Origin of the sequence: Malacoplasma muris, from assembly GCF_046774425.1 — a bacterium.
GTDB lineage: Bacteria > Bacillota_I > Bacilli_A > Mycoplasmatales > Mycoplasmoidaceae > Malacoplasma > Malacoplasma muris.
Window position 1 is genome coordinate 126286 of sequence record NZ_CP177248.1, and the last position, 23635, is coordinate 149920.

Genomic DNA, 23635 nt, shown 5'->3' on the forward strand with positions numbered 1-23635 from the left:
AAAACACAATTCATACTATTTTATTTTGAATTGTGTTTTTTTTAATTATTCTTTAGAGAAATCAATTTTGTTATTTAGTATATCTTTTATAAAATATTCTACTGCAATCATTGCTCTAACATCATTTTCACAATATGTTTTTAATTTGTCTTCAAGTTGTAATCATTCTTCATCATTTATTGATTTAAAAAATCTTTGTATTGTTTTTTCTTGACAAATTCTTCCATTAGAAATTTCAAGATCATTATAATTTAAACAATTTGTTAAGTTAAAAATATCAGGAGCATATTTAGAAATTAATGGAAGTACTTTTTTTATTGAATAAAACCCTTTTAACTCTTTTATAAAAATGTAATATCCTCTTTTTGCACTTATTGTAAAAAAATCTGCAATATCATATAAGTTATTGATTATGTGTTCAATTTTTATTGTGTATTCTTTGTTATTTAGTTTTAAATCAATTTCTTTTAATCTTGAGCGTTCAAATGTTTTATTGTATACAACATATGAAATTTCATTATTATTATCGCCATCAACAATATACTCATTATCTTTCTTAGAGTATTTAATTTCATTACCAGCATAAATGTTGTCAACAATATCCATTAATCATTTATCATTAATTTTTGTTGGGTCAATAATCATATTATTACATCCTGCATTAATAACATTTTGCCCAAGATCTTTTATTATTGAACATTGAGTAATGATTTGAGCAAATGGTAATGATTTATCAATTGATCTAATAGCTGTATTTATAGTTTCAAAATCAAAATAAACTTTTTTTGTCTTCAATTGATCCAATAATTTTTGAGTTTTTTCATAATCTACTTTTATTAAGTCACTAGATGTAAATATTTCTTTATAGCTACATTTTTGATCTTTACTTTCTTTTAAAAAATCTAATGGGTTTTCATTAATTTTAGCCTTATCTAAACTTGTGCTATCTTGATAAGCAATATTCCCAGAATAACTTAATCTGTTATAACCCATTAATGAATATATTTTTCTTTCCTCAGGAAAATAATCAAAATTTTTAAATCTACTTTTGTCATTTGAATTAGGATGAATTTCTTTGATATAGTCTGTTTCTTTCATCGATAATTTGTGTTTTCATAAAGTTTCTATAACTTGATCATATTCATTTAAAACTTTCAAAAAATCTTCTTGAGATGCTTCAATATCTTTTTTATTTGATCTAGCATTACAAATTCTTTCATCAAAATCTATTAAATTATGATTTAGAACTGCTTTCAATCTAATTGGTATTCCATCATCCCCATTTGGCTCTCTAGGTGTTGATGATTTAACAACATGATAACCAAGTTTACTAAATGCTTTTAATTCTAGTTTGAAAGGTGATTTTTGCACTATAGAATTATCACTATAAACTTTTGTATAATTTATGTAATCTGTTATAGAAAAGCTAATTTGATATTTATTTAGTATTTCATATTTTACTAAACAAAGTTTATAGTCAAATATGCAATCTAGTTCAATTAAGTATTTTTGATTTTCAATGACGTTTTTTTGATAAAACAAATCTAAAAAATGATGTTTTTTAGCAGTTGAAGTACCCTTAGTTTCAATTACAATAATATTGTTATTACTTTTTATTAATGCATCAGGTTTTGTAATTGTATTTTTGTCAATAAAAACTCCTTGAAAAATGATGACATTTTTATTATTTAAAATTATATCCTTTGTAATTTCAGCAAGTTCTTCCATTTTTTTATATTTATATATTTCATCATCAAAATCGACAATTTTGTAATCAAAAGAATTATTATAAGTTTCAATAATAAATTTTTTTGATTCTTTATCAATTATTATACCTTCAGCAATTTGAGGATTATTTAAATCAATGTTTTTTAGTTCTTCCTTTTTTTCTAAATAAAATTGGTAACTATCTTTTTCATCATCAGCTTCATTAATACTATCTTCATCTCAATCATCATATAAGATATCTTTATTATTTTTTGATAATTTTCTATATATTGTTTCTAATGATGATTCTATTTCTGTATTAGTGTAAAATCAAAAAGCCTTTGGCTTAGTATAATATGCTATGTAATCATATTTTGATATATATTTAGACTTTTTCATATTTATAAATTTAACATATTTTTTATTTATAGAATAAACATATGATTTAATATTTATAAAAACTATATTTAATATCTGTTCTTATTATATAAAGAAAAAAATAATTAAATGTTTTTTGTATTACAATAATTCAATGGATTTTATTCTACAAAAACTTATAAAAGATAATGTTTGTTATGACATATTTTTAGATAGAGGAATAGAACAGTTTTTAGATTCTATTCCTATTATTTCATGTATCACAAATAATGATAATTTAGAAATATCGTGCATTAGTAATAGAAATAAATCAAAAGTTATTTTTGATAAGGAATATAAATTATTAAAGCAACATTGTGATTGTGAAAGTTTTAAAAATTATAAAGGTTTTTGTAAGCATATTGTTTCAATGTTGTATCAATATTTTTATGAGCAATTAATAATTGATGTAAATAATTTGTATAATTCATCTTCCTATACATTCTCATTTTTAATAGATGCATTTAACGATAAAATCATTCTTACTCCTCAATTTAATATTTATGGAAAACAACATAATATAAGTGATATATCTTATTTGTTTGATGATAAATTTACAATAGAGTTTAACAAAGAAAATATAAAAGAGTTTTTACTTAATAAAATTGATAAAAAATATAGTAATATTTTTAATTTTTTACTAAAAGAAGAAAAAATTTTGAAAAAATTTAATCGTAAATCATTTATTTTGGATAAGGATAAATTTTACTATTTTTTGAATTATTGTTGGGAAAATAAAATAGATATTTACAATGAAAAGGATAAAACAAAGTTATTATCACTTGATTATTTAAATCAAAAATTTATTGATGAAAAAATTAAACCATCTTTTTTTAATAAAAGAATATCTATTAAAAAAAATTACAATGATTTATATTGTTGTAAAACAGATTTTATTATTACAGAGCATTTTTGTGAACTTGAAAAATCTTTATTTTTTTTAAATAATCCACTTGATAAATTCTCAATTGTATATTGCATCGATTCTCCTGATACATATGATAAATGTAAGAATTTTTATTGACAATTTAATCATGGAAGCACAAAAGCAGATTTCATTAATTTATATAATTATATTAATAATAATTTTAAGGACTTTAATTTGAAATTTGATGAGTCAATATTAATTAAACATAATTTATTAAATAAGGATCCAAAACTTTCTCTTGAATTAAGATATAGTAATGAATTTTTGAATCCTATTTTAATAGTTAAATTTTGTTATCTAGATAAATATTATTACCATAATGATGGTATTACAGATATTGATAAAAGAAATAAGGAAAAAGAACAAAAATTATTTAAGAGGATTGAAAAACTTATAAATATTTTTAGTGAAAAACATAATTGTTATGTCTTTAGCACTGAAGAAGAATTTTATAAAATGATAAGATGATTAAAATTGAACAAGAACAATGAAAATTTTGAAATGAAAATTGCAAAAAATTTAATTTTCAAAACAAAAACAAAAACAAAATTTGTAGTGAGTGGTTTAACAAAAAGAGAAGATTTGTTACAAATAAATTGGAGCTTAAATAATTATTCAAATGATGATATTAAATCAATTGTGAATGCATATATTCAAAAACAAGAATTTGTAAAATTATCTAATGGAGAAATGATTAATTTGTTAAATGATATTGATTTTAATGATTTAGGAAATCAACTAAAGTTATTTAATGCAAGCTTTAATGATTTTATAAATGATAAAATTTTTGCACAAAAATGAAATTATTCCTTATTATGTGAAAATTTTAAAGAGAATGATGAAATTAGTAATTTTATAAAAAATTTTAAAAATATAAATGATATTAAAGTAGAACTTCCTAACAATCTTTTATCAATTTTAAAACCTTATCAATTGCATGGAATAAGATGATTAAAATTACATCACAAATTAAAAACTGGAAGTATATTAGCAGATGAAATGGGTCTAGGAAAAACATTGCAATCAATTGGTTTTTTGTCAGATTATTTTACTTCAAAAAATTCCTTTACATCTTTAGTTGTAGCGCCAAGTTCTCTTATTTATAATTGAAAGAAAGAATTTGATACACATGCCAATCATTTAAAAGTTTGTGTCATTGATGGAAATATGGAAAAAAGAGATATTTTATTTGAAAAAATGTTTGATTATGATGTTGTAATAATTTCATATAATTTATTAAAAATAAATTTATCAAAATTTTCTAACAAAAATTTTAGCGTGTTAATAATTGATGAAGGTCATACTATAAAAAATAGATTCACAAAATTTGCCAGAGCTATAATGTCAATTAAAGCAAATCATAAAATTGCTTTAACTGGAACACCAATGGAAAATAATACATTAGAATTATGGTCATTATTTAATTTTATAATGCCTGGATTTTTAAATGATTTCAACTCATTTAAAAAATTTATTTCAAATAGTTCTGATGAAAATTATAAAAAATTTCAAAGAAAAATTTCTCCATTTATTTTAAGAAGATCAAAAAAAGATGTATTAAAAGAATTGCCTGACAAAAATGAACAATTAATGTATATTGATTTTAATTCAGAGCAAAAAATTTTATATAAACATTTGCTAGAAAATATTAGAAAAGATATTGATAAATCAATGCTAGAAAAAGATATAGAAAAAAATAAAATATTTATTTTATCTTTATTAACTAAATTAAGACAACTTTGTTGTTCTCCAAAACTTCTTTATGAAAATGCTAAAACTAATGGTAATAAATTTGAAATGTGTATGAACTTAATTTATGAAATAATTGAAAAGGGTGAAAAGATCTTATTGTTTTCACAATTTACTGAAATGATTAGTTTTTTTCAAAATGAATTATATTTAAAAAATATTGAATTTTTAACAATTACTGGAAGTACCCCAAAAAAAGAAAGACAAAATCTTGTAGATTTATTTAATAAAAATAATTCTATTAAGGTTTTCCTTATTTCTTTAAAAGCAGGTGGAGTAGGTTTGAATTTAACAAGTGCTAACAATGTTATACATTATGATTTGTGATGAAATGTAAGTGTTGAAAATCAAGCCAGTGATAGAGCTCATAGAATTGGACAAAAAAATAATGTAACAATTTATAAATTAATTATGAATGATTCTATTGAAGAAAAAATTATAGATATACAGAATTCTAAAAAAGAATTAATAAATAAAATATTAGATTTTAATAAAGTTGATAATGACAATTTTTCTATGAAGCAAATGCTTAAAATATTAGATATAAAAAAATTTGATTAGGATATTTATGGGAAGATTAAGAAAAAATACCACATATGAACAAAAATTATTTTCTGATAAAAAATACTATATAGAAAATCCTTTTGATAATTTAGGAAATTGAAATAAAGATGTATTTAAAAATAATAATTCTATTGAAATAGAAATAGGATGTGGAAAAGGAAAGTTTATTGTAGAAAAGGCAAATCTTAATCCAAATATCAATTATGTTGCAATAGATAAATTTCCAACAATTTTATATAAGGTTTTAACCAAAATAAATAAATCAGAAAATAAATTAGATAATATAAAGATAATATCTATTGATGCTAATGAGATTGAAAATATTTTTAATGAAAATGAAATATCAAAAATATATTTAAATTTTAGTGATCCATGACCAAAAAAACATCATGAAAAAAATCGACTTACTAATAATAAATTTTTGAAACAGTATTTTAAAATTCTAAATCCAAATGGAATAATTGAGTTTAAAACAGATAATGAATCATTGTACAAATATACATTAGAAGTATTGCGTGATAATAATTACAACATTTTGTATGAATGTGATGATATATATAATGATTGAGAAAATAATGCTAATAATATTCAAACAGAATATGAAATTAAATGAAAAAATAAAAAAGTAAAAATAAAAAAAATAGTGTTCTCATTAAGTAAATAATAAATAAATAATCTCTGATATTTTTGTATAAATAATAATTAATGTAATGATAACATTAATAAAGGGTAATAAAGAATTGGAGTGTATATCATGCAAGATACAAGACCTGATAAAAGAGGGAAATGAACCAAAAGAGAGTTAAGAAAAGTTTGAGAGCATTATATTAAAAGTGAAAGATTCATTAAACGTTTTAAACCTGCAGCATTAGAAGAAGTAGATTTAAATCAAGTTGCTCCTTGTCATGCATGTGGTAAACTTATGTTTAGAACACAATATATTGGTGAACAACCAAAAGGTAAAAACTCTTGAGATGTCTTTCATTTAAATGGTGATTTTCTAAATAATCAAAGTTATAATCTTGAACCAATGCATCCTGAATGTATTGCCAAAAAAACTCAAGAAAATTAATTTATTCCATTAGTGTGTTCAACACTAATGGTTTTTAATTCACAAGTTGATATAACTATGTATTATGTTGTGTTATTATTTTTACTATAAATAGGTGTTATGATGACTAATTTTTTTTATAATAATTCTTCTAATGTTTCTACTTCTAAAATGATTCTTTTTCTATTTCTATTTATTCTTGTTTTTATTCCATATTTAATAGTTTTTTTATTAGTTGGTGAAATTAATTTACTTAAATTAAATTGAATACAAATTGCAACTGAGAATAATTCTTATATTTTTAATATGAACATTTTGTACATAATTATTGGAATTATTGGTTTATCAATTCTAAGTTTTTTGATTTTTAAGCTTTTATTCAAATTAATAAATTATGACGCAATACCTTTTATTTTTATGACTCATGTAATTTGCATTACAACAATAGTTAGTGGATTAATACCTTATACAACATCAAATTTTGTTTATATAATAATTGCAAGATTTTTTATTGTAATAGTTTCTTCATTGATAATATTTTTTATTACAAACTATATTACAAATATTATAATGGCCAATAGTTCTAGTGCATATGACTATTATAAAAAATTTAAAGAAGAAAATTTGAAACAGCAAGAATTTAATGATGTAATTAAACATTTAAAAGATGATAATGAAAAAGATTATGTAGAAATAGAAAAGGATTAAAAATGAAATTTGTTGATAAATGTATACTTGAATTAAAGGCTGGTGACGGAGGGAATGGCGTAATTAGTTGAAGAAAAGAAGCGCATTATCCTGAAGGCGGTCCATGAGGTGGAGATGGCGGAAGAGGTGGAGATGTGATTATTATTGGAGATCACAATATAAATACTCTTTTTGATTTTAGATACATTAAAAAAATATCTGCTGAAAATGGAGAAAATGGCGGTTCTAAACTTTGTCATGGTGCTGATGGTAATGATGTATTTGTAAAAGTGCCAGTAGGTACTATTATTAAAAATACAAAAGACAATTCAATAATTGTAGATATTTTAAAAACTAATCAACAATACACAATTTGTAAAGGTGGTAGAGGTGGTCATGGAAATGCTTTTTTTAAATCTAGCTACAATAAAGCTCCAACACTTTTTGAAAATGGTGATAAGGGTCAACAATTAAAAGTTGAACTTGAATTAAAATATATTGCTGATGTTGGATTAGTTGGATTACCTAATGCTGGTAAATCTACATTTATTAATCAAATTTCAAATGCAAAGTCAAAAATTGGTAATTATCAATTTACTACATTGTTTCCAGTGCTTGGTGTTGTTCAATATGATAACAATAATTTAATATTTGCTGACATTCCTGGTTTGATTGAAGGAGCAAGTCATGGTGTTGGATTAGGGTTTGAATTTTTAAAACACATTGAGCGTTGCCATTTTTTAATTCACATTATTTCAATGGATGATATTGATAATAATGATGTTATTTCAGCTTATGAAACAATTAATAATGAATTAGTTAAATATAAACATGAATTATTAAACAAATGCATTTATATAGTTGCAAATAAAATGGATACTGAAAATGGAGAAAAGAATTTTGAAAAATTAAAAAGACATTTAAAAAATAAAAAACTATATAAAATAAGTGCATTGAATGGACAAAATATTGATGATTTATTAAAAGATATATTTGAAGAATATTCAAAATATAAAAATGAATGAGAAATTGAAAAAGAAAATAATGTAAATTCATATAAATTAATAAAAGTAGAAAAAGAACTTGATGGTAAAATAACTATTGTAAGAGTTGATGATAAATTGTGAAAAGTTACATCACCTAAGATTCATTATTGGTATAATAGAATTCCCCAAACAACTGATGATAATGTTGTGAGGTTTAATCAAAAAATTCAACTAGATGAAATAGAAAAAAAATTAAAGGAATTTGGAGCAATAAAAGGAGATATCTTTATAATAGAAGATATTGAATATATTGTAGACTAATATTTATGAATAAAAAAGTAATTGATTATAGTAAAAAAATAGACTCGATAGTTAGTTGATTGAATGAGTATCTTGATACCACAGGATCTCAAGGAATTATATTTGGTGTTTCAGGTGGTATTGATTCAGCGCTTTTATGTGCAATAGCAAATCGTTATTTTCCGCACAAATCTTTAGCATTAACTATGCACATTGAAAATTCTCAAGAAGATATTGATGATGCAAAATTGGTTTTAGATACTTTTAACAATGTGCAAAATATAAATGTAGATTTGGAAAAAGTGTACAATACTTTTCTTAAAGTGTTACCAATAGGGCTGACTGAACAATCTAAAGGAAATCTTAAAGCTAGACTTAGAATGGTTTCATTGTATTCTCATGCACAAGATAAAAAATTTTTAGTTTGTGGTACATCAAATGCAGCTGAATTTGTTACAGGATATTTTACAAAATATGGTGACAGTGGTTGTGATATATTACCATTAGTAAATTTTCCAAAATCATATATTAAAGAGTGTGCCAAAATATTAGGTGTTCCTGAAAAAATTATAAATAAAAAACCAACTGCTGGATTAAGACCTAATCAAACTGATGAAGAAGATCTTGGAGTTGAGTATAGTATTATTGATGATTTTTTACTTGGTAACTTTATTGATAATAAGGATTTAGTACAAATAATTAAATTACAAATTGATACAGATCATAAAAGAAAACTTCCTGCTTCTCCTTTGCAAAAAGGTAAAATTATATAATTACATTTTTTCTAAAGTATATTTTTAAAAAAGCATTTTAGGCAATATTGGTTAACAAAATGTCTATAATGCTCTTTTTTATCTATAAATTATGTCATTTTTCCCAATTTGTGACATTAATAATTGACATATATTGTATAATTTGATTAGTTTTGTTATGTATTTATAGGTGGAGTTGGAATGTTTACTAATAAAAATAAAATTAAAGAAATTGTTTCAGAAATAATTGATGAAAAAATATTAGGTGTATCAAAAGATATAATAGAACATATTGAAACAGGAATTTCTTCTAAAGAGTTAAAGCAAACATTAGAATCAATGAATATTAGACAAATAGAAGTTCCAGGAATAAAAAAACAGCACTTTTTATTTGAAAAGGTATTAAAACTTATTGCAAAAGATTTTAATGTTTATTTGTATTCTATGCCAGGTACTGGAAAAACATATATGGCTCAAGAAATTGCTAAGGCATTGAAATTAGATTTTTATTTTAGTGGTGCTATTCTTGAACCATATAAATTAATTGGGTTTAAAAGTGCTAAAGGTGACTATATAGAAACAGATTTTTATAAATGTTTTAAAAATGGTGGATTATTTTTATTTGATGAAATGGATGCATCTAATCCAGAAGCATTGATTATTATTAATGCTGCATTAGCAAATAAATTCTTAGATTTCCCAAATGGTAGAGTTTTTGCTCATGAAAAATTTAGATTAATTGGAGCGGGTAACACTAATGGTATTGATATTGGAACAGGATATACAGCTCGTCAACAATTAGATATTGCAACACTTGATAGATTCATTTTTTTAGAAATGCCTTATGATGAAAAATTGGAAGAAAGATTTTCTAGAGGTTATATTAATGGTAAATATTATTTTGATAGATTTTTAATGGCTAGAAGAATAGTATTTAATGAAAAATTACCATTAATTTGTTCAACAAGATCTTTAATCTTGTTTAAGATTAGTTCAAAGTGGTTATACATGAAGAGAAGCATTTGAAATGACTATTTTAAAGAATGCTTTACCTAAAATTAAAGATAGAATTCTTGGATTAATATCTGAAGCAGAACAAAAAGCAAAAAATAAAGCTGCTGCTAATGTTGCAAATGATTCAAAACAGACTACAAATTCAACTTCAGAATCATTAAAACAAAAAGAAATAGTAACAATTAAATCTAAAAATTCTTCAAAAAAGTAAATAAATTATGGCAACAAAAAAAAGTAAACAAAATAACTTAATAAAATCACAAGTAACAAAAATTGTTATTAATCCAAAAATGATTGTTTATATTGATGAGTGATATTTAGAAGAACTTGTTGATATTATTTTAGAATATCCAGGTGATAAATATAAAAAATTAATTCAAGAAATGGTTGCAAAATCAAATAAAGTTGAAACATTTCCACAACTAACACTAGCAAGTCATAGAATTGTTGAAAGAAATGGTGATAAGTTTAATGAGTTTAAAACAATTGAAGATTATATTAAAGAAACATGATTTAATGATGTTAAAGTTAGTTTATTAAAAGTTAATAACTTAAAAAAAATGCATGTAAAATTGGCTCCAGTTGGTGGCGTTCCAAGTGTTCCTAATTATCTAAATAATATTTCTCCAAATTATATGTTGGCTTTTGAAAAAGAAAAGTCTGAAAAATTTAAATCTGCTACTATATTAATTAATATTAGTGGCCACATGGATTGAAAAAGTTATAGTAAAATCATTAGAAGTTTTTTCAGACAATATGATTTTAATAATTTATCTATTGGAAATATTTCAAAAACTACTGAAAGAAATGTTGACTATTATAGAATATCGGTTGTAAAAATAAGAAATGGTGTAAATGTTAATGGACAAGGATTGATGTTTGAAAGTGCTGATTTTTTGAGAAGAATAATGTTCATGATTTATGAAGTTGATCCAACTCCACAAGTATGAAAAAATTATGGTCAAACTCTTTTGAACAAAGATATTGAAGCATTAAAAGCTAAAGAACCATATTTTGCATCAATATTAAATAGATACCTTAATCCATCTATTATTTTGGTAGAGTAATTTTTTACATTAATATAAAGTGTTATAATTTTACAAAAAACAATAGGTCAAATTATGCATAATATTTTTAGAAAAAACAATAATGTTTTAGATCAAGAGATGGATGAGTATTTTAAAATTGAAACTAATGTTATAAATGAAAATAAATTAATTCATAAAGCAATAAAAAGATATGGTTTTATAGATAACTTTAAGTTAGATATTAAGCAAATTGTATTACCATTATTCTTTTTGTTGTTTTTACTACCATTTTTTGTTTCTTTATTAATGAGTTTTTTAATTGCAAACAAATCCACATATAATTTTTATTACAATATTTCATCTATTTTGTTAGGGATGATTGCTTTTATTTGAATAGTTTATAATAAATTTAAAGTATTGAACAAAAAGAAAATATATATATTTTTTATTGCCTTTCCATTTATGAGAATATTTTTGCTCATTATTTCTACTTTAGTAGCAATTTTATTTAAATTAGATAGTAATTCTAATGAATATACAACAATGACTTTAGCTATTGAACTATTAAATTCTATTGCTTTATTGCTAATAGTTTGTTTTTTTATTAGAAAAAATATTGTAGTGAAAGTATGATGAAAAAAGTCATTTTCAAAGAGAAATTTATGAGTAACATTTATTATAATTGCAATTGGATTTGGAATATTTTACTTACTACAATATGTTTTAAATTTGATTCCTAATGCAATTTCTAATAATGGATCTGTTTCTGAAAATCAGTCTTCCCTTATTAAAATGACAAATACTAATTTTGGAGTAGTAACTTTATTTATTTCAGCAGTTATTGTTGCACCAATATTTGAAGAAGTAATTTATAGATATTTTGTTTCGTTATTTTTTAACCACTCTGTATGAGGATATTTTTGCTCGACAATTTATTTTGCATTTCTTCATGTTGCAGCAAATGGAGATTTTGTAAATATATTTCCTTATTTTTCTTTAGGAATAGTAAATGGATTTATTTACTATTATTTTAGAAATTTAACACCTTGTATAGCAATTCATTTTATTGGTAATTTATTATCTTTTATATTAATTTTAACAATGTAAAGATTTTCAACTAACACATTACAGTGTTAGTTTTTGTCTTCATAATACAAATCAATTGCTATAATCTTTATAATTCACAATTATTAAAAATGGATTTTAAAAATGTTTAAAACTATAAATACTTCAATTGATTTTCTACATTTTGATTCAAATTCTAACAATTCAAAAAATGAAAAAGAAGAAAATAAAAATTTAAATGTTGAATCTGAGTTAGATAAACAATTAAATAATCTTGAAAATGATGAAAATTATAATCGTTTTATAAATAAAGGACCATCATTATATGATGGCATTTTGGATACACCAAATTCCAATAGCGAAACAGAAGAAATAAATGATAATCCAAAAAATTTATTGAGATATAAAATATCAAATAGATATGGATATAGAGATAATTTTAAATTAAATTACAGAAATGGAATTTTACCATTTTTCTTATTGTTTGCCTTTCAATTTTTTGCTGCAATTTTTAACTTTACTTCTAATGATGTAACAATGAATATAACTAAAATTGTATTTACTGTTTTTACTATTCTTTTGTCATTAATACCGCTTTTGACTTATGCACATAGTAAGGAAAAAATATTAAAAAAGAAAAAAATATTTGTATTTTTTATTATTTTTTATATCTTGATGCTTGGGCATTTAATAAATTATGTAGTGCTTTTTATGTTAAATAAAGGTTCTAATAATATGGAATATAACACATACTTGAGTTATAGTTTTATCTATTCATTGGTAAGTATCTTTCAACATTTAATAATATTTGCTTTAGTTATTATTTTTGCATGAAATAATGTTGAGTTTAAAACATGATTTAAAAAGGCATTTTCAAGTAATAACTGATGAATAACATTATTGATAGTTGCAATTGGTTTTGCAGTATGTTTTGGATTAGAATATGCTAGTACCTTTTTGAAAAATACTATTCAATCAAAAAAAATTTATCAACCTTATAATTCTGTCTCTATGAATACCAATAGCATCAATATTGTTAGAATTGTAAATATGTTTATTTCAGGGCTTTTTGTTGGACCTTTATTTGTAGAAATATTTTATAGATATTTTGTTTTATTATTTTGTAACTATTCAGTATTTGGAATCATAGCATCAATAATATATTATTCAATTGTTTCATTATCCTATAAATATGAAAGTTATATGGATATTTCATACTACATACCATTGGGATTAGTAAGTGCAATAATTTACTATTTAACTAGAAATTTAGTACCATGTATGTTGATTAATTTTCTATTATCACTTGTTTGATTTATATTATCTTTTACAAGTTAAATTATATTTATTTTGTTTTTATTAGAAATTAGCACTTGTATGTGTTAATTTTTTATTGTTAAATAATTTACTTTTATAGAATATTTTAAAAAATAGTAATTTATAATGATATTTACAATGATGATAAAGGATGAAATATGAATAGTTTAAAGAAAACAAAAATCATTGCAACAATTGGTCCATCAATCACTGGTAAAATTTTTACTTATGAACAGTTTAATGACCCAAAATATGCTGATCAAATTTTGGAAGCAAAAGATAAACTTTCAAAATTATATGATGCTGGTGTTAATGCTGTAAGATTTAATTTTTCTCATGGAACTTATGAAGAACAAGGAATTAAAATTAAATTAGCTAGAGAAGTAGCAGAGGAAAAGAATCTTAATATTGGTTTTATTTTAGACACTAAAGGTCCAGAAATAAGAGTGAATGAAATTAAGAATGGTCAAGTTTTAGTTGAAAAAGAATCAGAAGTTACAATTTATACAGTTGATAAAATTGTAGGTGACTCAAATAAATTTAGTGTTTATGATGCTAGTGGACTATATAATATGGCAAGAGATGTTAATGTTGGCGATATTATATTTGTAGATGATGGGAAACTAAAATTAATTGCACAAGAAGTGAATGTAGAAGAAGGTTATATAATAACTGTTGCTAAAAATGAACATTTATTAAAAACTAATAAAAGAATTAATTTACCTAATGCAAATTATTCTATACCATTCATGTCTGAACAAGACTACAATGATATTATATTTGCAATTGAAAATGACTTTGATTTTATAGCTGCATCTTTTGTAAATAGTCCTCAAAATGTTCATGAAATTAGAAAAATACTAAATAATAATAATGCAAGTCACATTCAAATTATTTCAAAAATTGAAACAATGAATGCAATAAATGCAATTGATGAAATTATTGATGCTTCAGATTCAATTATGGTGGCAAGAGGTGACCTTGGTTTAGAAATACCTTATTATGAAGTACCTTATTATGAAAAGTATATGATTAAAGCTTGTAGACATAAGGCTAAAACAGTTATAATTGCAACCCAAATGCTTGATTCATTAGAAACAAGATTACAAGCAACAAGAGCTGAAGTTACTGATGTATTTTTTGCAGTTGAACGTGGTTCTGATTGCACAATGTTGTCTGGAGAAACAGCAAATGGATTATATCCTGTGAATGCAGTTGAAGTGATGAGTACAATAAATCGTTCATCAGAAAAATTATTTGATTATGATAGATCACTTAATGTTTATTTTGCTCATACAAGATTTCATAACACACCTTTTGGAAAAACTGTTCAAAAAGTTGCAAACTTGATTGCACCTAAAAGAGATATTTTTAATGAACCATTTTTATATGGAGCAATAATATATATTGGAAATACAAGAGATGAAATAATTGCATTATCAAATATTAGACCTGCTGCATCAATTTTTGTTATTACAGATAATCCTGAATTAAAAAGATGTTTTTCAATACATTATGCTGTAAACACAATTTATGTTGATAAAATAAGTACAGATTTAAATTTTGTAAAAGAAATGGTTAAAAAGGTCAAAGGAATCATTCCACAAGATGAAAATAAATGTATAGTGATTTCTGACAATAAAATTTTTGAAAGTTAATAATTTAAATGATAAGTTTACTTATCATTTTTTTATTTTCACAAAATATTTTTAATATTTAATTTACTTTTTTAATTTTTAATGTATAATGTTTTTTATTTTTTTGCCCTTTTTAATATATAATATATAGTTATTGGAACTTTATTTTAAAGTTTTGTATTTGTCATAAGAGGTGTTAAATGAGTAAAAAACTAAATCAAGATAAAATCTTTTCAAATGCAGTTTTAAGAAGAGATTATTCTAAAATTGAAAGTTTTTCTTTCAAAGAACCAAATTTGTTAAATTTACAAAAAAATTCTTTTAAAAAATTTATGGAAACAGAACTTGAAGAGACAATTAAAAGTCTTTTTCCTATAAAATCAATTGGTGGAAGATATAGCTTAAATTTTGTTGATTTAAAGCTTGAACAACCAAAAAGAACAGAAGCACAAGCAAGAAATGAAGGCAAAACATATGATAGACCATTATATGTTAATCTTTCAATTATTGATAATGTATCTGGAGAAGTTAAAAAATCAGGAAAAACAAAAAGTGGTGGAAATAATCACGATGGTATATTTTTTGCAAATATTCCAATAATGACAGAGAAAGGTACTTTTATTGTTAATGGTATTGAGAAATTTGTTATTTCTCAAATTGTAAGATCTCCTGGTCCTTATGTATTGAACAAATCACAAATAAAACTTAGTAATTCTAGAAAAAGAATACAAGAAGGATATGTTTGTGAAGTTTTACCATCTAAAGGTACATTATTTTTTATTTATATTGCAGAAGGTAAAGATTTTATTCAAATTATGTTTAGAGATGCAACAGGAGAATCAACTTGTTTGGTTCCAATCACAACATTCTTTAAAGCATTAGGTCTAACAGAAAAAGAAATTAAATCAATTTTTAATGACAATGAATATATTCTTAAATCTTTTGAAAATGAAAAATACAATAAAAAAGAAATTTTTTCATTACCAGAATTTGATCAATTAAAAAAATTGTATTCGAATGATGACCATTCTTTGAAAACTACATATGGTATTGATAGCAAAATTAAAGAATTATTTAAAGAATATAAAGATTTAGAGAACTCATTAGAACAAGAAACTTCTAAGTCAAAAAAAGAAGAAATTGAACAAAAAATGGATTCTATTATAAATTCTTTAATAACTGAAAAAGCAGCAAAAGATTTAGTTTCAAATTTATCAATTTCAACAAAAAGTATTGATTCAAAAGCAAGAGTTACTGATAGATCTCAACACTGTTATCAGGCTGTTATTTATAATCACTTTTTTAATCACAAAAATTATGATTTATCAAAAGCTGGTAGATACAAAATGATTAGAAAAATGAGAGTTTCTGAAAGACTATATCAAAGAATAATAGCTCAAGATTTATATAATACTAAAGGAAAATTAGTAATTAAAAAAGACACTTTAATTACTAAACAAGAATTAGATATTATTAAAGAATTATATAAAACAAATAGTTTATCAAGTATTTATGAAGCTAATATTAATACTCAAGTTAAAGGGCAAGAACATTTTGGCAAATATGAAAAAATTAACATTTATGTTAATAATGAAGAACAAACAACAATTGTGCCAATAATTGGAGCTTTTGACTATAAAGATGCAAAATCATATAGCAAAATGAAAAGCGATGAAAAAGAGAATTACAAGGATAAAGTGTTGCCAAATTCAATTTTAACTTTATCAGATATTTTATCTATTACTTCATATGTAATAAATTTAAAGTATGACATAGGCTTTTATGATGATATTGATCATTTAGGTAATAAACGTCTAAAATTAATTCATGAATTATTAAAAGCAAGATCTCAAGCTGGTTTAGCTAGAATTGAAAAGTTTATTAATGATAAATTAGCTATTGCAGATGGTGCTAATAAATCACAAGAAGAAAATGAAAATGAAGTTAAAAAAACAATAACTGTTAAATCTATCATTAATACAAAACCTTTCCAAATGAGTTTTAAAGAATTTTTTAATTCACATCAACTTACACAATTTTTAGATCAACAAAATCCTCTTGCAGAATTAACAAATAAAAGAAGAATATCTGCAATGGGTCCTGGTGGTATTTCTAGAGAAGATCCAAACTTGGATATTCGTGATGTTCATTATTCACATTATGGCAAAATATGTCCAATTGAAACTCCAGAAGGTATGAACATTGGGTTGATTATGTCACTTGCAAGTTATGCAGATGTTGATGAAAATGGATTTTTAATTACACCATATCATGTTGTTGAAAATGGTAAGGTTATAGATAAAATTGAATGACTTACTGCATTAAAGGAAGATGAATATATTATTGCTTGTTCAAGTCCTGATATTAAAGATAATAAATTTTTAAATGATAAAGTACTTTGTAGATATAGATCTAGTTGAGAATTCTTTGATGCAAAAAGAGTTGATTATCTTGATATATCTCCAAAACAAGTTGTTTCAATTGCAGCAAGTTCTATTCCATTTTTGGAAAATGATGATGCCAATCGTGCATTAATGGGTGCAAACATGCAACGTCAAGCAACTCCTTTAATCAGACCACATGCTCCAATTGTTGGGACAGGTAATGAGTACAGAATTGCTCATGACTCAGGTATGGCATATGTTTATGATCAAAAAGAAGATGCTACTGTAAAATATGTAGATGGTAATAAAATAAAGCTTGAAACAAAAAGTGGTTCAATAATTGATTATGATTTTTTAAAATTTAATAAATCTAATCAAAACACATGTAATAATCAAATTCCAATTGTATCAATTGATGAAAAAATTAAATATGGGCAAACATTAGCGGATGGTCCTGCAATGCAAAATGGTGAACTTGCATTAGGACAAAATGCATTGGTAGCATTCACAACTTGAAGTGGTTACAACTATGAAGATGCTATTATTTTGTCTAGTAGATTGTTCAAAGAAGATGTGTTTACTTCTATTCACATTGTTGAATATACTGTTGAATGTTTAAGAGCAAAAAATGGTGATGAAGAAATTACAAGAGATGTTCCTAATGTATCAGAAACTGCTAAAAGATATCTTGATGATGAAGGTATTATAATGGTTGGTGCTGAAGTAAAAGAGGGAGATGTTCTTGTTGGTAAAATTTCTCCAAAAGGCCAAGTTGATTTATCTTCTGAAGAAAAATTATTGCAAGCAATTTTTGGTGACAAGTCTAAAAATCATAAAGAGACATCACTTAAAGTTCCACATGGTGGAGAAGGTACAGTTGCTTTTGTGAAAAGATTTAAAGCTCAAGATGATTATGAGTTAGATGCAGATGTTATTGAACAAATTAAAGTTTATGTTGTTCAAAAAAGAAAAATTCAAATTGGTGATAAAATGGCTGGTCGTCATGGTAATAAGGGTATTATTTCAAAAATTGTACCAATTGAAGATATGCCACATTTAGAAGATGGAACTCCAATTGATATTATGTTGAACCCTGTTGGTGTGCCTAGTCGTATGAATATTGGACAAATTCTTGAATTGCATTTAGGTTATGCAATGAGAAAACTTACTTTAAGTAAAATATTAGAACTAGTTTTTGCAAAAGCAAAACTTGAAGAATATAAACAATGATTTGGTATAAGTGTTGAAGTTGCAGAAACTTTGAATAAACATTTTAATTTACTATTAAAAGAAAAGAAAATTACTTCATTAGAACAAGCAAAAAAAGAATTCACTGAATTAGATTACACAATTGTTCTTACTCGTGCAGGAATAAGTCATGATGATATTACTTATAAAGTAGCAACTCCAGTATTTGAAGGTGTTAATAAAAAAGATTTACAAGTAATTATGAAAGAAGCAGGTATTGATCCAGTTAGTTCCCCAGAAGGTATGGGCAGAAATGGTAAGTTTAAATTAATTGATGGAAGAACAGGTGAATACTTTGATGGTGACATTTCAATTGGTGTAATGTACATATTAAAACTTGATCATATGGTTGATGATAAAATTCACTCAAGAGCTGTTGGACCATATTCTAAAATTACTCAACAACCACTTGGTGGAAAAAGCCAAAATGGTGGTCAAAGATTTGGTGAAATGGAAGTCTGAGCACTTGAAGCATACGGTGCTGCTCATAATTTAAGAGAATTATTAACTATAAAATCAGATGATGTTAAAGGTAGAAATAATACATATAATGCAATTATTAAAGGAAAACCTATTCCAGAATCTGGTTTGCCTGAATCGTTTAAATTATTAACTAAACAACTACAAGGTTTAGGATTGCAAGTAAATATCACAAAAGATGGCAAAGAGTTAAAAGACATTAATGAATATATTACTAATATGACAGAAGAAGCTATTATGCAAGATGCAAAAGAAGCAATGGCAAAAAATAATGAAAATATTGAATCAGAAGGATAATTATGAAAAGCAAAAACTCTAGAATTACAAGTATTCAAATAGGTTTGGCATCACCAGAAAAGATTAGAGAATGATCTAGAGGTGAAGTAAAAAAATCTGAAACAATTAATTACAAGTCATTAAAACCTGAAAAAGATGGTCTTTTTGATGAAGCTATATTTGGCCCAATGAAAGATTATGAATGTTCTTGTGGTAAGTACAAGAAAATTAAATTTAGAGGAAAAGTTTGTGAAAAGTGTAAAGTAGAAATTACTGAATCAATTGTTAGACGTGAAAGAATTGGACATATAGAATTAGCTGTTCCAATTGCTCACATATGGATGACAAAAGAGTTACCATGTCCTTCAAAAATATCTTTAGTACTTGATATTTCATATAAAGAAGTTGAACAAGTAGTTTATTTTGTAAACTATATTGTTTTGGATGCAGGTAATTCAAAATTTCCACAAAATTTTAAAGAGAAGGAAGTTATTGATTTATCAAGTCAAAAATCTTCAAAAGAAACTCGTAGTAAATTAAGACGTACTTTAAGAGAGATTTATGAATCAATTGATGTAAATAAGTCTGCTGAAGAAAAAATGAAATATAACATTGCTAGAACTTTTTATAATACTTTAGAGCAATCTAACATGCCTTTTTCTATTGAAGAAGTATTTAATTTTATTAGTAAATATACTGGAATGAGATTTGGTATTGGTGCTGAAGCAATTTTGGAATTGTTACAGAAGATTGATTTGGATAAAGAATACAAAAAAATTGATGCTACTTTAAGAAGTCAAGAAATAACAAATGATTCTAGAACAAAAAAATTAGTAAGAAGACTAGAAGCAATTAAATGACTAAAAGATTCAAATAATAAACCAGAATGAATGATTTTAAAGAATATTGTTGTTACTCCTCCAGATACAAGACCAATTATTCAACTTGAAGGTGGTAAATTTACTACAAGTGATATTAATAGTTTTTATAGAAAAATAATTATTAGAAATGAACGTTTGAAAAGAGTTATTGAAAATAAAGCTCCATCAATTATTTTAAATAATGAGAAAAGATTATTGCAAGAATCAGTTGATGCTTTATTTGATAACTCATCACGTAAAAAACCCCTTCTTGGTAAAGATAAAAGACCACTTAAATCCTTATCAGAACACTTAAAAGGTAAGCAAGGATTATTTAGACAAAATCTATTGGGTAAAAGAGTTGATTATTCTGGACGTTCTGTTATTGTTATAGGACCTAATTTAAAAATGTATCAAGTTGGTATTCCAGCAATAATGATTTTAAAATTATTTAAACCATTTATTATTCATGAATTAATTAAAAAAGTTGATAAAGACGGAAATCCAAAGGATCCAATTGTTTCAAATATTAAATCTGCTGAAAAATTAATTTTAAGACAAGATGACACTATTTGACCAATTGTTCAAGAAGTGATTAAGCAACGTCCAGTATTATTAAATCGTGCTCCTACATTACATAGACTTGGTATTCAAGCATTTGAACCAATTATGATTGAAGGTAAAGCAATTAGATTACATCCATTAGTAACAACTGCATTTAATGCTGACTTCGATGGTGACCAAATGGCAGTTCATGTTCCATTAAGTCCTGAAGCAATAGCAGAAGCAAGATCTATAATACTTGCAAGTTGACATATTCTTGGTCCAAAAGATGGTAAACCTATTATTACTCCAACTCAAGATATGGTTTTAGGTAATTATTATTTAACAATGGAAAAAAGAGGTCAATTGGGTGAAGGTATTTTATTTAGTTCAGTTGATGAAGTAAAAAGTATTTATTACTTGAATAAAGTAGGTTTACATGCAATTGTTTGTATTCCTACAAGTGTTTTTCCTGAAAAACAATTTAAAAAAGAAGGAATTTTAATTACAACAGTTGGAAAAATTATTTTGAATGATTTATTACCAAAAGATATGCCTTATTTAAATGATCCATTAAATTTAGGAAATTTATCAGAAAGTGATATTGTTGAATTTGGGCAAGATTATAGAAAAGTTATTGCACAAAAGAAATTATATGGTGCATTTACTAAAAAAACTTTATCTGAAATAGTTAATATCTTATATGAAAAATATAATGATGAAGATCATATTTATGTAGTTCCACAAACAATGGATAAAATTAAAGATATTGGTTTTGAATATTCAACAAAATCATCTACTACAGTTAGTGCATTTGATGTTCCAGACTATAGTAAAAAACATAAATATTTTGAAGAAGCTGATAAAAAGGTTGAACAACTTAGAAAGTTTTATCAAAAAGGTTTATTGACAGATGATGAAAGATATAAACGTGTAGTAGATGAATGAACAAAAGTTACTAGTAAAGTATCTGAAGATATTGGTGAATTAATTAAGCAACCTGAATATCAAAATAATTCAATTGTCATTATGGCGAATTCAGGTGCTAGAGGTAACATGTCAAACTTTACTCAATTATCTGGTATGCGTGGTTTGATGAGCAAGTCTTATAACTATGATCAAAAACAAAAGTCTAAGGTAATTAAGGATACAATTGAAGTTCCTATTAAAAATTCATTTATTGAAGGATTAACAATTAGTGAATATTTCAATTCATCATATGGTGCACGTAAGGGTATGACAGATACTGCAATGAAAACATCAAAATCTGGATATATGACTCGTAAATTAGTTGATGCCACTCAAGATGTTATTGTTAATGAAGAAGATTGTGGAACAAAACGTGGAACAATTATTGAAAAAATTGAAGATACTAAAAATGGTTCTGTTATAGAAACATTGAAAGATAGATTAATTAATAGAACACCATTGCAAAATGTGATTGATCCAAAAACTAAAAAAGTTTTGGCTCATGCACATGAGTTAATTACAAAAGAACAGGCTATTGCAATTGAAAATGCTGGTGTTGAACAAGTAGAAGTTAGATCTGTTTTACACTGTAAAACACAATATGGAATTTGTCAAAAATGTTTTGGTACTGATTTAACAACAAATAAGTTAGTAGAAAAATATACTGCAATTGGTGTTATTGCAGCTCAATCTATTGGAGAACCTGGTACTCAATTAACAATGCGTACTTTCCATACAGGTGGAGTAAGTGGTGGTAGTAATATTGCTCAAGGGTTTGAGAGACTTAAACAATTATTTGATATAATTCCTCCAAAAGAATGAGAACGTGCAGTTATTTCAGAAATAAATGGAACAGTTAAACAAATTCAGCAAAAAGGTAATAAACAAGTTGTAACAATTAAAAACAAAAATGAAGAAGTTAAATATGAAGTTGATTTTGAATCAACATTAAGAGTTAAAATTGATGATAAAGTGTTTCCAGGCAGCAAAATAACTGAAGGTTCAATTGATATTAAAGAATTATTGAAAATAGCTGGTATTGAAGCTGTTAGAAACTACATAATAAAAGAAGTTCAAAAAGTTTATCGTATTCAAGGTATTGAAATTGCAGATAAATATATTGAAGTTATTATTAGACAATTAACTAATAAAGTTCAAGTTCAAGATGCTGGGGATTCAAATTTCTTTGTAGGTCAAATTGTTGATATAAATATTTTCAGAAATGAAAATGAAAATTTAATTCTTGCTAAAAATAAGGCGCCAGCAACTGCTATAAATTTAATTTTTGGTTTGGATGAAGCTCCAAGTAAAACTGGTTCATTCTTAGCAGCTGCATCATTCCAAGACACCAAAAAAATTCTTACTGATGCATCTGTAAAAGGTGAAGTTGATAAATTAAAAGGATTGAAAGAAAATGTAATCTTTGGTAATTTAATCCCTTGTGGTACAGGACAACAAGAAAAGGAAAAAATTATTGAAGAAGGAATTAGAATGTTCAATCAAGAATATTAGTTTTTAAAATCGCTATGATCAGTCATAGTGATTTTTTTTATAATATATTTAATAATTTTGATAAAATAAATCCAAGCTTAAATATTAATTTGTTAATTTAATATTTTTAATTTAGATTATTACTATTTAATGTAAGAATTGTATTAATTTCTATGTTTTAA

Annotated in this window: 15 protein-coding genes; 14 read left to right on the forward strand and 1 reads right to left on the reverse strand. The window is 24.3% G+C overall.

Translation table 4 applies throughout. The annotated features are described in order from the left end of the window. Window positions 1-45 precede the first annotated feature (45 nt). Window positions 46-2106, reverse strand: coding sequence for a DUF2779 domain-containing protein (locus ACLFO7_RS00535; protein ID WP_412032400.1), 2061 nt, complete (start codon window positions 2104-2106; stop codon window positions 46-48). Between the two features lie 115 nt (window positions 2107-2221). On the opposite strand from ACLFO7_RS00535, the gene ACLFO7_RS00540 reads away from it, so the two are divergent. The 14 genes from ACLFO7_RS00540 (at window position 2222) to rpoC (ending at window position 23474) form a co-directional block, all read left to right on the forward strand. Continuing rightward, the gene (locus ACLFO7_RS00540) at window positions 2222-5362 is read left to right on the forward strand and encodes an SNF2-related protein (RefSeq protein WP_412032401.1); all 3141 of its coding nucleotides are present in this window, start codon (window positions 2222-2224) and stop codon (window positions 5360-5362) included. A 7-nt stretch (window positions 5363-5369) separates the two neighbouring features. Continuing rightward, on the forward strand, window positions 5370-6029 hold the full coding sequence (trmB, locus tag ACLFO7_RS00545) for a tRNA (guanosine(46)-N7)-methyltransferase TrmB (protein WP_412032402.1): 660 nt from the start codon (window positions 5370-5372) through the stop codon (window positions 6027-6029). A 90-nt stretch (window positions 6030-6119) separates the two neighbouring features. After that, window positions 6120-6437 carry a hypothetical protein gene (locus ACLFO7_RS00550; protein WP_412032403.1) on the forward strand — a complete coding sequence of 106 codons (318 nt, stop codon included), beginning with the start codon at window positions 6120-6122 and terminating at the stop codon, window positions 6435-6437. Between the two features lie 102 nt (window positions 6438-6539). Next, complete coding sequence (locus tag ACLFO7_RS00555) at window positions 6540-7124, forward strand: MPN565 family protein (protein ID WP_412032404.1); 585 nt, start codon at window positions 6540-6542, stop codon at window positions 7122-7124. A 2-nt stretch (window positions 7125-7126) separates the two neighbouring features. Next, complete coding sequence (gene obgE / locus ACLFO7_RS00560; RefSeq protein ID WP_412032405.1) at window positions 7127-8410, forward strand: GTPase ObgE; 1284 nt, start codon at window positions 7127-7129, stop codon at window positions 8408-8410. A gap of 5 nt (window positions 8411-8415) precedes the next feature. Continuing rightward, window positions 8416-9162, forward strand: a complete 747-nt coding sequence (gene nadE / locus ACLFO7_RS00565; protein ID WP_412032406.1) for an NAD(+) synthase — start codon at window positions 8416-8418, stop codon at window positions 9160-9162. A gap of 180 nt (window positions 9163-9342) precedes the next feature. After that, entirely contained in the window at window positions 9343-10197 is an 855-nt protein-coding gene (locus tag ACLFO7_RS00570) for an AAA family ATPase (protein WP_412032407.1), read from the forward strand. Beyond that, window positions 10169-10366 carry a hypothetical protein gene (locus ACLFO7_RS00575; protein ID WP_412032408.1) on the forward strand — a complete coding sequence of 66 codons (198 nt, stop codon included), beginning with the start codon at window positions 10169-10171 and terminating at the stop codon, window positions 10364-10366. The genes ACLFO7_RS00570 and ACLFO7_RS00575 overlap by 29 nt, the downstream gene beginning before the upstream one ends. Window positions 10367-10373: 7 nt before the next feature. After that, window positions 10374-11222, forward strand: coding sequence for a hypothetical protein (locus ACLFO7_RS00580; RefSeq protein ID WP_412032409.1), 849 nt, complete (start codon window positions 10374-10376; stop codon window positions 11220-11222). A 54-nt stretch (window positions 11223-11276) separates the two neighbouring features. Further along, entirely contained in the window at window positions 11277-12290 is a 1014-nt protein-coding gene (locus tag ACLFO7_RS00585) for a CPBP family intramembrane glutamic endopeptidase (protein WP_412032410.1), read from the forward strand. Between the two features lie 102 nt (window positions 12291-12392). Then, entirely contained in the window at window positions 12393-13586 is a 1194-nt protein-coding gene (locus ACLFO7_RS00590) for a type II CAAX prenyl endopeptidase Rce1 family protein (protein ID WP_412032411.1), read from the forward strand. Between the two features lie 137 nt (window positions 13587-13723). Next, window positions 13724-15223: a pyruvate kinase gene (gene pyk, locus ACLFO7_RS00595; RefSeq protein ID WP_412032412.1), complete on the forward strand. Its 1500-nt coding sequence runs from the start codon at window positions 13724-13726 to the stop codon at window positions 15221-15223. A gap of 179 nt (window positions 15224-15402) precedes the next feature. Beyond that, complete coding sequence (locus ACLFO7_RS00600) at window positions 15403-19611, forward strand: DNA-directed RNA polymerase subunit beta (protein ID WP_412032413.1); 4209 nt, start codon at window positions 15403-15405, stop codon at window positions 19609-19611. Window positions 19612-19613: 2 nt separating this feature from the next. Then, window positions 19614-23474: a DNA-directed RNA polymerase subunit beta' gene (rpoC, locus tag ACLFO7_RS00605; protein WP_412032414.1), complete on the forward strand. Its 3861-nt coding sequence runs from the start codon at window positions 19614-19616 to the stop codon at window positions 23472-23474. The last annotated feature ends 161 nt before the right edge of the window (window positions 23475-23635 follow it).